Raw genomic sequence first — 16310 nt, forward strand, 5'->3', positions numbered from 1 at the left:
GGTCGGGTGGCACCGGTCGGGTGGTACCCGACCGGTGAAAAATCAAATAAAGCCGAGGGGTTCGAAGGCAGCGCCAAGGATCCGCTCCGCTTTTACGTTTAGCCATCGCTCCAGGACAGTTGCATAAACCCGTCGGAAATCAATTTTATATTGAAGATCGCCGGCACGTAAACTGGTGAGATCATCCAATTCATTCAATATTCCCTGCTGCTTTAAACCGCCTGATATAAAAAACATATTATTGGCAGTTCCATGATCGGTTCCCTTGCTTGCATTTTGGGCTACCCTTCTGCCAAACTCAGAAAAGCTCATAACCAATACATCTTCGAAACGATTGTTCTTTTTCAGGTCCTCAACAAATGCCTTCAACCCTTCATTTATCTGCTTGAATAGACGGGTCTGCTGCACATCCTGGCCAACATGCGTATCAAAACTTCCGATTGAAACATAATACACTTTGGTATTGATATCCGAAAGTATCAGGGATGCTACCGTTTTTAAATTGCGGCCAAATTCATGGGATGGATAAACACCGGTTGCTACCTGCCTGCTTTGCTCAAAAATATAGGAAGTACTCTTTTTTGTATCAGCCAGTGTTTTATATAAATAAGAAGCCGTGTGCTCAGCGTGTTCCCTATCATGTGCATTCAAAAGATCATCCAGCAATGGAGATCGGCTCGCCTGATACAACCTGCGGGGATCTTTAAATGCAAAGCCATTCCTGTTATTGCCCTTTAGAGCAAGACTCAGCATATCATCGATTTCCACAGCCTGCGTGGAATGTTCACAATTCTTACATTGTTCATCCAATAATCTTCCTAACCATCCGGTCTGCCAGTATGCTTTGGATCCACTGGCAGAATGCCAGATATCCATACTTCTGAAATGAGAACGATCCGGTTCCGGATAACCCACATTATTCAGTACACCTAACTCGCCTTCCTGAAACAGATGTCCCAGATAATCCAGAGAAGGATGCATGCCTGCTTCGTCCGTTAGCCTTATTGCTTTTTCTTTTGCAATTCCAATAACTGGTCTGGACTTGTAATAAATATCATTTCGATATGGTATGATTGTATTAAGTCCATCATTGCCTCCGCTCAGCTGAAGTACAACCAACACTTTATTACCAGGTGGAACTTTTTCTTCCGTTCCAAATGCATGCAGAAAACGAGGCATCAACAGAGATGCCGTAGCCAGGCCCGAGCCCTTTATAAATGATCTTCTTTTAATCAACATGGTTCATGTGTTGGTTAACAATATTGGTATTCCGGACACTGCATCAGTAAAAGAGTACGACTTGAAATCATTGCTTCCCTGCTGACTTCCTTACTATGTTTTTTCAATACAGCTTCCGATGGTGTTGATAAGGTCTGTAACAAAAAAGAATTGATGGTTTCAGGCAGATCTTTCAAATCAATTCCTGAATACGTCTGAAAATAAAGTGGCCATCGAATAGTGGCTGTCAACCCTTTTATGGGTTTAACCGCCTTACCCATCTGCGTATCATCATCTGCTTTCGGAAGAACAGTAAAATCAGTTCCGGCACTTAATATTTTTGGCAATTGTAATCTGTACATAAGAGAACTGCTGTCTATCCAGGCATTACCGGAAGGCCAGCCCGCCACATTCGGCGGATTAAAAAGCACCTGTCCCATTATTCGTTGAAATCCTAATGCAGCGTCGGGATTACCAAATTGCATGGGTAATTGCCGATTGATGCCAACCCATAATTCAATGGGAGATTTAATCCTGTTTCCAATATTTTCTGTTTTATAAAACCAATCAGATGAAAAAATAGTTTGCAACAATTGGCCAATATCATACCCCGATTCATAAAATTCCTTCGATAACCTGGTAACTATTTTTTCATCCGGCTGCTCATTGACGAAAAAACGGTAAATCTTCTCCGTTATATGTTGAGCAGTTCCTCTTTGATTCAATAAAATAGTCAACACATCATCACCATTGAATTCACCGGATTGCCCCAATATTTTTTTTGAACCCGTATCATGCTGACCCGGATTGAATACAAATTCTCCAATATAATTGGCATTCCATCCGGTAAGTGCACGAGCTGCTTCTTTTATATCAACTTCGGAATACTGTCCTTTTCCAACTGTAAACAATTCCATTACTTCTCTTGCGAAATTTTCATTCGGCTGGTTCTTTCTGTTCTGATTGGCATTAAGATAATTTATCATCGCAGCAGACTTACTTACTTCCATCAATAGATCAGAAAATTTTCCAAGGGCATGCTTTCGCAGTATATTCAAATATTTTTGAAGATGTAAGGAGTTTCCGGATCTGCAGGAAAAATGATCGTGCCAGAAAAAAACCATTTTTTCTCTAAGCTGAGCTTTGCTGTTTATCATTTCCTGAATCCAGAACTGATTCAATGATTTAATCCCATTCTGGTGAAAGGTTCTAAGTGATTTGCGCTCTTCCTCTGTGGCTTGCTTTAGCTTTTTCGATACTTCCTGAATGGTCATCCCTTCAAAAGGATTTTTGACCACTTCAATTTCCAAAGGAGCTTCCCGGGAGGCCATCAAAAACCGACTCCTGAATTCCTTTAGGCTCGATTTTCTGATTGGACGAAGCTCTGCAGCAGCCGGACCAAATCCCGCTCTCCAGCAGAGGTGCTGTATATTAATTTGCGAATCTGTCAATTGTTCTTATTTGATTCAATAGGACCAACTCTATGCCAAAAAGTTTAATCTTATTTAATTATAAAATCAAACCCCAACTGAAAGGTTTGAAATAAGCTTAATCCCAGACTCCGGTTTTTAGTAATCCGGTCATTGGTTTCATCCTCTGATCGGCTGGTTTGGTATTGCAAGCCACCAAACTCCACATTGATCAGCATTTTTTTTCCTGCCTGGTAGTAAAGTCCCGGGGTTACACCCGTAGTAAACTCTCTATTATTAGTTTCGACAATTTCTCCGATTACATTTCGATAATCATTTTTCCCTGCTGCAATACTGGCACCAACTTCGGGATACCATCCAAAGGCATTTTTAATTGGTATGAGCTTTTTCGCATAAAGTCCCAGGCTAAAACCATTGTTTTTAGCTTTATCCCCATTGTAATATTCCGTTTGGCTAAAACCAAATCCTGTTTTAAAACTTAGTAACGTATTTGTTGCAATTGCATAACTGATTCGCGGAGCTATTGAAAAATTAGAACTGCTGGTATTTGAACCGGAACCTGATGAGGAGGTGTTAGACCCTAAACCTAAACTTCCTCCAACTAATAAACTTCCCTGGGGAACCTGTGCATTAGCACTAAAAACAATTCCTGAAAAAGCAAGGCAAGTAATCATTTTTTTCATAACATAAAATTTTGCTCAAAATCTACATTCCATTCCAGAAATACAATGCCCGGCTTCCTTTTAACCTCGAATTATGTTAGATGGAATACAAATTTCGAAACCCATGCAGCAAAAAAAATCCGTGGATGTCTCCACGGATTTTCAAACTATTAAAAAAGGTATCAATTAATAAACTCTGCGCCAAAATAAGGCTGCACTGCTTTTGGCAATCGTATGCCAGCTGAAGTCTGGTTATTCTCCAACAAAGCTGCAACAATTCTTGGCAACGCCATGGAACTTCCATTGAGAGAATGCACTAACTGTGTTTTACCGCCACCATCTTTAAAACGGATTTTCATCCGATTGGTCTGATAGGCTTCAAAATTGGAAACCGAACTCACTTCCAGCCATTTTTCCTGCGCTGCACTATATACTTCAAAATCATAGGTGAGTGCAGATGTGAAGCCCATATCACCACCGCATAAACGAAGCATGCGATAGGGCAGCTCCAGATTTTGCAACAGTTTTTCTACATGCAGCACCATCTCTTCCAATACCTCATAACTTTTATCGGGATGTACCAGTTGAACCACTTCCACTTTATCAAACTGATGCAGGCGATTCAATCCCCTTACATCTTTACCATAACTACCGGCCTCACGACGGAAACAGGGCGTATAGGCCGTCATCATTACCGGGAGGTCATTAGCATTCAGAATTTCATCGCGGTAAATATTCGTCACGGGTACTTCCGCAGTAGGGATCAGATAAAAATTATCTGCTACGGCATGGTACATCTGTCCCTCTTTATCGGGCAACTGTCCGGTTCCATAAGCCGATGCTTCATTCACCATATGCGGGGGCAAATATTCTGTATAACCGGCAGCCGTATTATAATCCAGGAAATAACTGATCAGTGCGCGCTGCAGTTTGGCTCCTTTGTTTTTATAAACAGGAAAACCGCTTCCGGTAATTTTATTGCCGAGTTCAAAATCAATCAATCCGTATTGTGAAACCAGGTCCCAGTGTGGCTTTGACCCCGCTTCCAATACGGGTATTACACCGCCTTCCCGAACCACTACATTATCTTCCGGAGTACGACCAATAGGTACAGATGCAGCCGGAAGATTAGGCAACTGCACCAATATGGCATGCACCGCAGATTCCAATTCAGCCAGTGCGGAGGTATCTTCGATCTTCACTTTAATGGCCGCAACTTCTGCCTTAAATGCTTCTGCTTCTTCTTTTTTCCCTGATTTCATCAACAGTCCAATTTCTTTCGAAGCAGCATTCACTCTGCTTTGCAGCTCATCGCGTTCAAACTGGAGTTTTCTTCTTTTTTCATCAAGGTCAATCAGCTCATCGATCAGATTCAACCGGGCAAAATGTTTTACTGCCAGTCGTTCCTTTACGAAATCAGCGTTTTGCCTGATAAAATTCACCTGTAACATCTATTTTGAATTTGACGCAAATATAAGCGACCCACGCGGTTATCTTTGTACCATGAATGTACAAGACGATTTACAGGTACGTTGGTGGAGCCTGGAAGCAAAGCTGGTGGAGCGTTTCGGAAAGAAACCGGATATGGAAACCATTTTATTCCTGATTGGAATTCAGGAATTCGGAGATATAAAAGACAAATTCAGCAAGGAACAGAAGCAGGACCTTATGCATATAGCCGTTTGTTCACTCCTGGCACAAAGTGGTTTTTATGAATTGGAAGGGGTTGATGGCGATGGCTGGCCTCATTTCCGGCAACTAAAAGATCTTCCCATCCAGCCTCCACATGAGCAGGAATTATTTCTGAAAGATCATGTTTTACTTTATTTTGATAAACATGGAATATAAATGGCTTCTCTTTTTAATCGTGCTGGCAGTTGGCTGCAGTCCGAAAATCGGACAGCCACTCCCCAACCGGCTTAAAAACAGAGATGTTGAACTCATCACTACCAAAGGAACCATCCGCCTTCGTTTATACGATGATACGCCGCAGCATCGGGATAATTTTCTGAAACTTGCACGCTCCCATTTTTATGATGGAATTCTTTTTCACCGGGTGATCCAGGACTTTATGATACAGGCCGGAGATCAGAAATCAAAAAATGCGGGTGAAACCACCCGACTGGGAAATGGTGGCCCTTCCTATACTATACCGGCAGAAATTCGCCCGAACTATTTTCATCATAAAGGCGTGTTGGCAGCAGCCCGAACCGGTGATCAGGTGAATCCCCAACGAGCCAGCAGTGGAAGTCAGTTTTACATTGTTCAGGGCAGGGTTTTCAATGATCAAAGCCTCGATTCGGTAGAAACCCACCGACTGAATGGAAAAAAAATTCCACAATCGCACCGGGATATTTATAAAACGATCGGAGGCGCTCCGCATCTCGACCAGGCCTATACTATTTTCGGAGAGGTAATCAGCGGAATACCGGTTATAGACTCTATTGCCGCGGTAAAAACCAGTGGGCAAAGCGGCGGCGATCGCCCCCTTGAACCGGTTAAAATCATCAAAGCCCGACTCATCCGCAGGAATTAACTTCCAACTTCCAACATCAAACTTCCTAATTCCACAATTTCGTCCTTTATTTGCAAGACAAAATTTCATAGTATGAATATCCCCGCAACATTACGCTTTACCAAAGATCACGAGTGGGTTAAACTGGAAGGAAATATCGCAACCATCGGCATTACCGATTTTGCTCAGGGCGAGTTGGGCGATATCGTATATGTGGAAATTGAAACAGTTGGCAAAAACCTGGAAGCAGAAGCTGTATTTGGTACAGTCGAAGCGGTTAAAACCGTATCGGATCTTTTCCTGCCGGTTTCAGGTACCATCAACGAAGTAAATCCTGCTTTGTCTGCCAATCCGGAATTAGTAAATTCAGATCCTTACGGTGAGGGCTGGATGATTAAAATGACGGTTGCCAATCCGGCTGATGTGGAAGCATTACTGGATGCGGAAGGATACCAGACACTGATCGGATAATCCACCCATTGACAACTGCTATCACATATCAGGAACCAGAATTGGTGGCCTTATTGAGGCAAAAAGAGGAAACGGCTTATCGTTACCTCTACGACCACTATGCGGGTGCTTTGAATGGAGTAATCCTGCAGATTATTCCTGACCAGGCCCTTGCTTCTGATGTGTTGCAGGAAGTATTTTTAAATATCTGGCGCCGGATCGAAACCTATGACTCCACCAAAGGACGGCTATTTACCTGGATGCTGAATATTGCCCGGAATGCGGCCATTGATATGACGCGTTCAAAAGCCTATCAGAATAACCAGAAAAACCGGGAACTGGATTCCAACGTAGATAGAAATGTTGACGGAACAACCAACAGTCAGATAGATCATATCGGTTTATCAAAAGTGATTGGCCAGCTTAAAGAGGAACATCGTGTTCTGATTGACCTGTCCTATCTTAAAGGTTATACGCATGATGAAATAGCAACGCTGCTACAGATACCCCTTGGAACCGTAAAAACAAGGATTCGTGCTGCCTTGCTGCAACTTAGAAAATTATTAACGTGAACGTGCAGGAATACATAGAAAGTGGCAGCATTGAAAGCTGTGTGCTGGGACTGGCGGATGCCGCCGAACAGCAGGAAATGGAGCGCATGTGCGCAGCCTATCCTGAAGTTCAGGCTGCCCGTGAAGCCTTCGAAGCCAGCCTGGAAGCCAGTGCTATGGCCGGGGCTGTTGCTCCGCCCGCTGCGCTGCGCGATTCACTTTTTACTGCTCTTCAAAAAGAAAGCCAGCAATCGGGATCTACTCCTTTAGCTTCAGCAAAAATTACTCCGGTTATTTCTGAAAAGACTAGTCCAGTTATTGAAATGAAGGCCGTTAAAGAATCCGGCTGGAAAAAATACCTGGCAGCAGCCAGCATTATTTTATTGGCCGGAAGTGCTGCACTTAATATTTACCTTTACAACAGATACCAACGCTCCTCCCTGCTGTACCAGGATTTACTGGCGCAGCAACAACAGCTGGCCGAAAATAACAGCACCATCCAAACCCGGGTGAATGAACTCGAAAACGATTTGGGCAGGATCCGAAACCCGAATGTGCAACCCATTAAAATGACAGCGGTTAACAATACCAATAGTCTGACGACCGTATATTGGGATTCCACCTCCGCTGAAGTATATCTTTTGGTAAACCAGTTACCGAAACCTGCTGCTGGTAAACAATATCAGCTCTGGGCAATCGTTGATGGTAAACCAGTTGATGCCGGCATGATCGACCTCAAACCGAAAGAGGGCCTTGTGAAAATGAAAAACATTCCGAAAGCGGAAGCATTTGCCATCACCCTGGAAGAAGCAGGGGGCAGTCCCAGCCCGACCCTCACTGCCATGTATGTGCTGGGAAAAGTATAACTAATAGCAATGTTGCATTCGTTTTTTGAGAAAAGGAACTTTCCTCTGATTTGGCTGGTACTCGTTCATTTTCTCCTCTTATTGCCCGGAACAAGTTTCTCTGAAGAAAAAGTTGTTTTAATACCGCATGCAGATAAGCTGGTACACTTCGGACTTTATTTTGTGATGGTAGCCAGTTGGGTATTATTCTTCAATCTCAAGGATGATCTTACCAATAATCAGAAAAAGACCTGGAATTTGATTGTCGTATTACTCGCTGTAGGCGATGGCGTTATCATTGAATTTATTCAGGCATCCCCCCTGATTCACCGCGATTTCGACTGGTATGATGCACTTGCTGATTCCGCGGGTGCAATTGGTGGATTATTCGGCGGGCTCTGGATTACCAAAAAAATCAAGCGAACCGAATCCAACATCTCACCTCTAACCTCTAACCTCTAACTTTCACCTTTACCTTTCACGTCTCACCTTTCACTTTTCACCATAAGAAAGGCCCCTGTGGAAACAGGGGCCGTAACCAAAACTAACTGCTTATGAGAAAATTGACTGCTTAAGTGAGAGTCAAAAATTTAAATCTGCTTTGTTTAATATAGAACGATTAAAACATCCAAATAGTGTGCTCCGAATCGTTAAAGAACTTTGAAATTTACCGTCTTCACTTTTTCTCTCTGCTCTCTTTCTTTGATAACACAAAGTAACGACAGTATCTCCGCTCTTTAATCAGTGCCTGTTTGATTTTTAAAATAATTAACACGGAGCCCGCACCACGACTGCTTTCGTAGGGATTACGCAAACGATTGATATACCCTAAACCGGGTATTAGCTACCCAAAAAACAAGATTTAGATGTAAATAATACAGTTAATCTGTATCAACCTGCTTTCCTATTGAATTTACCACAATTGAGTTGAAATAGCAAAATTTATTTTACTGCTGCTGCGTCATTTTTTCTGCATTTTCAGCAAACTGTAAGCGATCTATGAATTCCTGAATATCTCCATTCAAAACCGCATCAAGATTGTAAGAAGTATAATTAATCCGATGATCGGTTACACGACCCTGAGGGAAATTATAAGTGCGGATTTTAGCACTCCGGTCGCCACTACTAACCAAACTTTTTCTATGTCTTGAAATTTCATCTTCCTGTTTACGCACCTGCTCCTCATATAATTTGGTACGAAGCATCTGCATGGCTTTTTCACGGTTGGCCAACTGCGTTCTTTCTGTCTGACAGATAACCACCGTCCCGGTTGCCAGATGGGTCAATTGCACTTTGGTTTCCACTTTGTTTACATTCTGTCCGCCTGCTCCACCACTTCGCGAAGTTTCCATTTTCACATCCGCATCCCGGAGCTCAACATCCACTTCTTCAGCTTCCGGCATCACCGCCACCGTGGCTGCACTGGTGTGTACCCTGCCACTGGCTTCCGTTGCCGGTACCCGTTGTACCCGATGTACCCCGGATTCGAATTTTAAGATCCCATACACATCCTCTCCAATTACCTCAACGTTTACTTCCTTATAGCCTCCAACAGTTCCTTCACTCTCGCTTAGAATCGAAGTTTTCCATCCCTTGCTGTTGCAATAACGTAAGTACATATTCAGAAGAGATCCGGCAAATAGCGAAGCCTCATCACCCCCGGTTCCCGCCCTGATCTCAAGTATAGCATTTTTATCATCCTGCGGATCCTTTGGAATCAGCATTTGCCGGATAGCCGCCTGCAGCGATTCTTCTTTTTCCTCCAAAACCGGAAGTTCTTCTTTGGCTAATTCACGCAATTCTTCATCATCCCCATTAAGGGCTTCCCGGTAGGTATCCAGATCGGCCAAGACAGCACGATAGGTATCATATTGCTTCACAATCTTTTCCAGACTCCGGTATTCCTTGCTGAGTGCACTGAACTTTTTATTATCGCCAACAATCTCCGGGTTGGTTAAGGCAACACCCAAATCAATAAATCTTGCCTTGATCGCTTCCAGCTTATCTAACATAGTGCTTACTTTTATACCCTGGTTACCGGAAATTTGATCCGGTTAAAAAGGATGGCAAAATTAACAGAAAAGCAGGGATGAGTTATCGAAAGTTCAAAGCAGCGCAAATTTTTACCGGAAATTCCTGGGCCCCGCCCGAATCCGTGCTGATAACCAGCGAAAACGGACAGATTGAAGCTATTATTCCAATGGCTGATGCAGGAGAAAATGTACTTGAACTGGATGGAATTTTATGTCCCGGTTTCATTAATGCCCATTGCCATCTTGAACTAAGCCATATGAAGGGCCGGATCGCTCCTTCCACCGGCATGGTTCCCTTCCTGCTGCAGGTGATGAGCAGGCGGCAGGCTGCAGCAGAGGAAATCGAAATCGCCATGCAAGAGGCTGATCAGGCCATGTGGAACAATGGAATTGTTGCAGTGGGAGATATTGCTAATACAGCCGATAGTCTGACAGTTAAAAAAAACAGTAGGATCCATTACCATACTTTTATTGAATGCAGTGGTTTTATTGGTTCAACAGCATCCATACGTTTTGATCAGGCTAAAAAAATCAGGGAGGAATTCAACAAAATCGGGCCATCGGGAATTGTACCACATGCTCCCTATTCTGTTTCTCCGGAATTGTTTAGACTGATAAGGGAATATGATTCCGAAGCTATCCTGAGTATGCACAACCAGGAATCAGTTGCAGAACAGGAATTTTTTCTGAGCGGCTATTCAGCCATGAATGATTTATACAATTCAATTGGTGTTGACATCGGTTTTTTTCAGGCTCCCGGAACAACAAGCTTGCGAGCTGTCTTTCCTTTTCTGAAAAACAGCAGGAAACTTATCTTAGTTCATAACCTCACCACTTCAGAGGAAGATTTGAATTTTATTACAAAGGAAAGCAGTAGTACTATATATTTCTGTTTATGTCCATCTGCCAATAAATACATCAATGAAAAATTGCCTCCTGTAGATTTATTGCAATCATATAACGATAACATTATACTTGGAACAGACAGCCTGGCTTCCAACTATCAGTTATCAATAATTGAAGAAATAAAATTGCTGTCAGTTTCCTTTCCAACAATCAAGCTGGGTCAGTTATTAAAATGGGCTACACTGAACGGAGCAAAGGCGCTTGATATGGATCATACCCTGGGAAGTTTTGAAAAAGGTAAACTGCCTGGTATTGTTCAATTGCAGGACTGGAAATCAAAACGGGTGATTTAACTCAGAACTTCCTGTAACACCAGCATGGAGCGCAATTGCCCAAAATCTGTTACATGCAATGCATAATACAGTTCAAGCTGTTGTAATAAATACCTGCGTGTATTTACAGGCATATGAATCTGCTCCAATTCATCCGGTTGCATAACACGTAGAAACTGCGCAATCACTTCACTGTTGAAGCCGTCCAGATAGTATTGATGAACAGGATGTTCTTTAACAAAAATTCCTTCCTGTAAATCAAGTATTGAATTTTTATTATCAAACTCATCCACCATGCGGAAACCGAAAAAATTGGCCAGATGCAGAGAGAAAAACAAGGGATAATTGGCCACAATTTTAGGCGATGCCTTATCCAGATGCAGCAACGCATCTTCCATAAAATAAAATAAATCGGGATGAGGTTCTGGCTGCTTCAGGCATTTCTGCAACAACTCCACCATATATGTGGCAACAGCACCTTTAAATACATCAAAAAACAACTGCTGATACAGAGTGGCCCAGCGATGTTCTTTTATTCGTTGCAGGTTTTTTTGTTCATTGTGATACACAACAAGATCCAGCAAAGCCACTGGCTGAAAAAGATTCGCTTTGGTGCCTGCTTTTTTTGAGGAAGTTCGTACACCATTTACGATATAAGACTGCATACCAAAGAGCTCGGTAAAAATGGAAACGATCACACTCGTTTCTCCATACTTCACGGTTCTTAATACGATTCCTTTGGTATGAAAATTCATGCTTACTATTGAATAAAAACAATTTTTGTAACGGCCTGTTCTTGCCTGCTATCATCACTGATCCAAACCAGGTAAACACCGGTCGAAACCCTCTTGCCGTTTAAATCCAAACCATTCCAGATGGCTTGTCCACCCAACGCTCTCCCCTGATAAACCAGTCGCCCGTTTAATTCTGTAATCTTAACAACCGCATTATTCACCAGTCCGCGAATAGCAATTGGTCCGGTATAACCCGGTGTTACCGGGTTCGGATATGCAAGAACATTAGAGCTAGTTGTTCCTCCTTCGGTTGCGGTGGATTGATAACTGACCAAACCCTGTGCTGTTGAAATAAGCACGGTTCCTGTTTTGGGGTCGATGGCAATTTTATGAATATCATTATCGGGCAATGGACTATTAGCTGTTGTAAACCGTAGCAGGGTTTCATCGCCACTTGCACTGATCAGCCATATTCCATTTTTGGTCCCGATCCATTTCCGGTTGGCACCATCCACCGCCATCGCCTGTACTGCTTCGCCCTTAAAAAGATAACCGGCAAAATTATCGGTTTGCACTACCGGCAACAGCACTTCACATCCCTGTCCGGAAAAAACCTGTTCCGGGCATTGCAGAATTCCGATTCCATCGCTTGTGCCCAGCCAGATAAAACCAAATTTATCCTTCACCATACTCAGTACCTGATTGGATGGAAGATTTCCTTTTCCGGAACCTGCCTGATAATAGCGCCACTGATCATCACCGGTATTTTCAATGGAAGCTCCCTGATTAAAACAAAACAATCCATTGCCCGGAGCCGCCAACCATTTCTGATTCAGGTCATCTATAAGAAGCTCGCTTAGCCGAAGAGAAGGATAAAAAAAAGGAATCTCAAACGACTTGCTGTTTCCATCCGGGAATCGAACCACCAATCCTTCTGTGGCACCATCATTGGTAATCCAGAGCCGCTGTTCTGCATCCAAGGCCAATCCGCCAACTTTATAATTACCGGGCTCCTGAACCGATGCAGAAAGAATGTTTTCCTTAAACACCTGAAATCCTGACTCATGAAGATAACAAAGTCCCTGGCTGGAAGAGCCGGCCCAGAGGGTGCCGTCCAATGCTTCCACCAACGGACCGATGGGGCCAAATCCCGCAGGCCAGTTTTGATCGGCAGCCTGATAGCCTTTCCAGTTCCCTTCGGTGAACTGATTAAGCTTCTCCCCTGTTGCCATCCACCAACCTTTTTTTCCGGCAAATAATCCTCCGCTTCCAATACCGGCCGGAGAATTGGGGATAAGTCTGTTGAGATTATTTCCATCAATCTGCAATAAGCCGTTGATAGAATCGGCTACCCAATACTGCTGCTGAAAAAAAAGCGACTGTTTAGGCCATTGGATTAATGGATGCTCTAGTTGATTTACCGGATTGGCTGATTCATTTAACAGCAGCACCCTTGCATTTCCTGCACTCCGTTGTGAAATCATCAGCGCAGTTTCCGAGACATCAATTGTATTCCATTGCCATTGATCCTGATACCAGAGAGAAAAATCAGTTCCCACCTGTTTATAAATCCGGTTGTTTTGCTGAACATAAATGGAGCCCTTCCAGAAAAGTACCTGCTGAAACTGGCCGGAAGGCAATCCATTTTGTCCACTTAACAGTGTCCAGTTTCTGAAATCAGCGAGGTTTAGTCCGGCACGTGGTGCGCGGTAAAATCCGGATTCACCGGCAGAATAAAAATATTGCTGATCAGCAGTTACTGCATTCATTTTCGAAAAGGCACCGCCGGAGGCAATCAGGTACACATCCCCAATTTCTGCTTTTTCCAGATTCAGGACAGCCAATCCAAATCCGGTTGCAAGCAGGCATTGGGCATTCTCCATCCAGATATCGTAAATGCGTTTATCGGCTGTAATTGAACTGAGTCGTATGGTATTAACGGAACGGGTCGTATTGTTTTCAAGCAGATCCAACTGACTGTTTCTATATGCTATCACGGTCAGCGATTGGTTATTACTGATTGTCTGAATACCTGTTTCTGACAAGCCATTTATTTTGGTAATCCGTTTGAATTCTTCTGAAGAAGGGTCATACTGAAAAAGGGCCTGCGGACTGGCGGTTATCAGCTGATTACCGTTGGTACCAACCGAAATGGCAGAATGAAAGGAAATATGTTCCTGCCAGCTTCCAATTGGTTGGGTATAGCAGCTAAGGGAAAGCAGGAAATTGATCACAAATAAAAAGCAGCCAGGGCGCATATTAGCTCAAAGTTAACCGCTTCAGTCCTGCTTTTAACCGGTTAATAGCGGTAAAATGGCTTTCTTTGCGGGCAGTAACAGCAAAACCTCGTGTTAATGTGGCAACAACTGGGCTCCTTTGTTTTAAAAAATAGATTGGTTTTAATCATCGGGTTAGTTCTGGCAACCGCTTTTATGGGATACCATGCCAGTAAAGTGCAGATGAGTTATGAATTTGCAAAAGCGATTCCCACCGATAATCCGAAATACAAGGCCTATATCGCCTTTAAAAAGCAGTTTGGAGAAGATGGAAATCTGCTTGTTATTGGAATTCAAACCGACCGCTTATTCCAACAATCGGTATTTGAATCCTATCGCCTGCTTCAAAAGGAACTGAAACAGGTAAGGGGAGTTGAATCCATACTCGGTATTCCGGGTGCGGTGAATCTGGTAAAAGACAGTGCTTCTGAAAAATTAAAATCTGTTCGCATATTTCCTGATAGCAGTGCCAGCCAGGCCACCCTTGATAGTGCCTATGCATTATTCAGGAGTTTGCCATTTTACCGCGGACTCCTGTACAATCCGGAAAGCCAAAGCTGGCTGATGGCATTAGGAATGAACAAGGATATCATGGCATCTCCGGAACGCACCAAGGTGATTCAGGAGGTGGTGAGCCGGGTGGATGCATTTGGAAAGCAGCACCAGCTGGATATACATTACAGTGGATTGCCCCTGATCCGGACCCAGATTGCGGATCGGATTGCCAAAGAAATGAAATGGCTGCTGATTGGCTCCCTGCTATTATCGGCAGTTATTCTTCTGTTGTTTTTCAGGAGTATCAGTGCCATGCTGATTTCACTTGCAGTGGTGATAATGGGAGTAATCTGGAGTGTGGGATTGCAGGTACTGATTGGTTATAAAATTACGCTGCTAACCGCTTTGATTCCTCCGTTGATCGTTGTGATCGGGATCCCAAATTGTATTTATTTCCTCAATAAATACCATGTATCCTGGAATGAAACCGGGATACAGAAAGAAGCCATACGCACCATGGTAGGCAAAATGGGGATTGTAACGCTGTTTTGTAATATTGCTGCTGCTATTGGATTTGCCGTATTTGCCCTTACCAAAAGTGCCGTACTGAAAGAGTTTGGAGTGGTTGCCGGCATCAGCATCATGATCATCTTCCTAATTTCTTTCATTTTTATCCCGGTTGTACTCAGTTATCTGCCTGCGCCAAAAACCCGGCATACGCGATACCTGGAGAACAAATGGCTGCAGGCTGTGCTGGATCGGCTCGAACGCTGGTCGCTCAATCACCGGAGGTTTATATATGGAGCAACCATAGCTATAACCGCAGTAGCTGTTATTGGGATAATGCGATTGAAATCAGAAGGATTTATCGTAGATGATCTTCCCAAAACAGATAAAATCTATACCGATTTAAAATTCTTTGAAGAACATTTCAAGGGGGTCATGCCGCTTGAAATTGTGGTGGATACAAAGATCAAAAACGGGTTACGTCGTCAGCCCTTACAATTATTTGAGCGGATTGATTCGCTTACTACTTATATCAGCAGTTTACCTGAAATGGCCAGGCCCTTATCGGTTGTGGAGGGCATGAAATTCGCGCGACAGGCTTATTACGATGGAGACAGCAGCAATTATGGATTGCCGAATAGTTTTGATATCAGTTTCCTCGCCGGATATTTAAATATGAAGGGGTCGGACAGTAAAAACGATCAACTGGGACAGTTGGTACGCTCCTTTATGGATGAGGACAAGCAACAGACCCGGATCAGTGTGAATATGAAGGATGTGGGAAGCAAGCGGTTGCCAGAACTGCTGGATTCTATTGAAGCCAAAACGAATCAGTATTTCGATACCAGTCATTATAAGATAACTCTCACCGGCAGCAGCATTACTTTTTTGGAAGGGAGCACCTTCATTATAAATGGATTGAAGGAAAGTATCTTCTGGGCTTTTCTGTTGATAGCGCTTTGTATGCTTTATCTCTTTAAAAATGGCCGGATCCTGCTATGTTCATTGATTCCCAATCTGGTACCGCTGGTCATTACGGCCGGTGTAATGGGTTGGGTTGGAATAGCTTTGAAACCTTCTACTGTATTGATTTTCAGTGTGGCCCTTGGGATTGCGATTGATATCACCATACGTTTTCTGGTGAATTTCAAGCAGGAACAGGGAGGTTCGGAGATGGACAGGCAGCAGGTGGTAATTGAAACGATTCATTCCACCGGGATCAGCATCATATATACTTCCCTTGTATTGATAGCCGGATTTGTGATTTTTTGTTTCAGTGGATTTGGGGGTACCCAGGGATTGGGCTGGCTAACTTCACTTACCCTGGTAATTGCTACGATTACCAACCTTGTTTTGCTGCCAGCTTTGTTAATTGACCTAACAAAACCGCGAAAAAAAGCCAGATAAGATTAGAAT

General features: G+C 43.3%; 15 protein-coding genes. 8 read left to right on the forward strand and 7 right to left on the reverse strand.

Features of this window, described 5'->3' with window-relative positions; translation table 11 throughout:
• Positions 1-42: 42 nt before the first annotated feature.
• The 4 genes from B2746_RS02100 to serS all read right to left on the reverse strand — a co-directional run bounded on the left by B2746_RS02100 (position 43) and on the right by serS (position 4761).
• Complete coding sequence (locus B2746_RS02100; RefSeq protein WP_290790495.1) at positions 43-1239, reverse strand: DUF1501 domain-containing protein; 1197 nt, start codon at positions 1237-1239, stop codon at positions 43-45.
• Positions 1240-1253: 14 nt separating this feature from the next.
• Positions 1254-2669: a DUF1800 domain-containing protein gene (locus B2746_RS02105; RefSeq protein WP_290790496.1), complete on the reverse strand. Its 1416-nt coding sequence runs from the start codon at positions 2667-2669 to the stop codon at positions 1254-1256.
• A 50-nt stretch (positions 2670-2719) separates the two neighbouring features.
• Positions 2720-3331, reverse strand: coding sequence for an outer membrane beta-barrel protein (locus B2746_RS02110; RefSeq protein ID WP_290790499.1), 612 nt, complete (start codon positions 3329-3331; stop codon positions 2720-2722).
• Positions 3332-3492: 161 nt separating this feature from the next.
• Positions 3493-4761, reverse strand: coding sequence for a serine--tRNA ligase (serS, locus tag B2746_RS02115; RefSeq protein ID WP_290790502.1), 1269 nt, complete (start codon positions 4759-4761; stop codon positions 3493-3495).
• Between the two features lie 52 nt (positions 4762-4813).
• On the opposite strand from serS, the gene B2746_RS02120 reads away from it, so the two are divergent.
• The 6 genes from B2746_RS02120 to B2746_RS02145 all read left to right on the forward strand — a co-directional run bounded on the left by B2746_RS02120 (position 4814) and on the right by B2746_RS02145 (position 8133).
• Complete coding sequence (locus B2746_RS02120; protein ID WP_290790505.1) at positions 4814-5158, forward strand: hypothetical protein; 345 nt, start codon at positions 4814-4816, stop codon at positions 5156-5158.
• The gene (locus B2746_RS02125; protein ID WP_290790508.1) at positions 5148-5846 is read left to right on the forward strand and encodes a peptidylprolyl isomerase; all 699 of its coding nucleotides are present in this window, start codon (positions 5148-5150) and stop codon (positions 5844-5846) included. Before B2746_RS02120 ends, B2746_RS02125 begins: the two co-directional genes overlap by 11 nt.
• A 72-nt stretch (positions 5847-5918) precedes the next feature.
• Positions 5919-6296, forward strand: coding sequence for a glycine cleavage system protein GcvH (gcvH, locus tag B2746_RS02130; RefSeq protein ID WP_290790510.1), 378 nt, complete (start codon positions 5919-5921; stop codon positions 6294-6296).
• An 8-nt stretch (positions 6297-6304) separates the two neighbouring features.
• On the forward strand, positions 6305-6847 hold the full coding sequence (locus B2746_RS02135; protein ID WP_290790513.1) for an RNA polymerase sigma factor: 543 nt from the start codon (positions 6305-6307) through the stop codon (positions 6845-6847).
• Positions 6844-7692, forward strand: a complete 849-nt coding sequence (locus B2746_RS02140; protein WP_290790516.1) for an anti-sigma factor — start codon at positions 6844-6846, stop codon at positions 7690-7692. The genes B2746_RS02135 and B2746_RS02140 overlap by 4 nt, the downstream gene beginning before the upstream one ends.
• Positions 7693-7701: 9 nt before the next feature.
• Positions 7702-8133: a VanZ family protein gene (locus tag B2746_RS02145; protein WP_290790518.1), complete on the forward strand. Its 432-nt coding sequence runs from the start codon at positions 7702-7704 to the stop codon at positions 8131-8133.
• Positions 8134-8618: 485 nt separating this feature from the next.
• On the opposite strand, the gene prfA is transcribed toward B2746_RS02145, so the two are convergent.
• Positions 8619-9683, reverse strand: a complete 1065-nt coding sequence (prfA, locus tag B2746_RS02150; protein ID WP_290790521.1) for a peptide chain release factor 1 — start codon at positions 9681-9683, stop codon at positions 8619-8621.
• A 77-nt stretch (positions 9684-9760) separates the two neighbouring features.
• On the opposite strand from prfA, the gene B2746_RS02155 reads away from it, so the two are divergent.
• Entirely contained in the window at positions 9761-10903 is a 1143-nt protein-coding gene (locus B2746_RS02155; RefSeq protein ID WP_290790524.1) for an amidohydrolase family protein, read from the forward strand.
• Here B2746_RS02155 and recO read toward each other — a convergent pair.
• Entirely contained in the window at positions 10900-11637 is a 738-nt protein-coding gene (gene recO, locus B2746_RS02160; protein WP_290790527.1) for a DNA repair protein RecO, read from the reverse strand. The two genes, B2746_RS02155 and recO, sit on opposite strands and share 4 nt — an antisense overlap.
• A gap of 5 nt (positions 11638-11642) precedes the next feature.
• Positions 11643-13874, reverse strand: a complete 2232-nt coding sequence (locus B2746_RS02165) for a two-component regulator propeller domain-containing protein (RefSeq protein ID WP_290790530.1) — start codon at positions 13872-13874, stop codon at positions 11643-11645.
• A gap of 96 nt (positions 13875-13970) precedes the next feature.
• Here B2746_RS02165 and B2746_RS02170 point away from each other — a divergent pair, with 96 nt between their 5' ends.
• Entirely contained in the window at positions 13971-16301 is a 2331-nt protein-coding gene (locus B2746_RS02170; RefSeq protein WP_290790533.1) for an efflux RND transporter permease subunit, read from the forward strand.
• Positions 16302-16310: the final 9 nt, after the last annotated feature.

The organism is Flavihumibacter sp. UBA7668 (assembly GCF_002483205.1).
GTDB lineage: Bacteria > Bacteroidota > Bacteroidia > Chitinophagales > Chitinophagaceae > Flavihumibacter.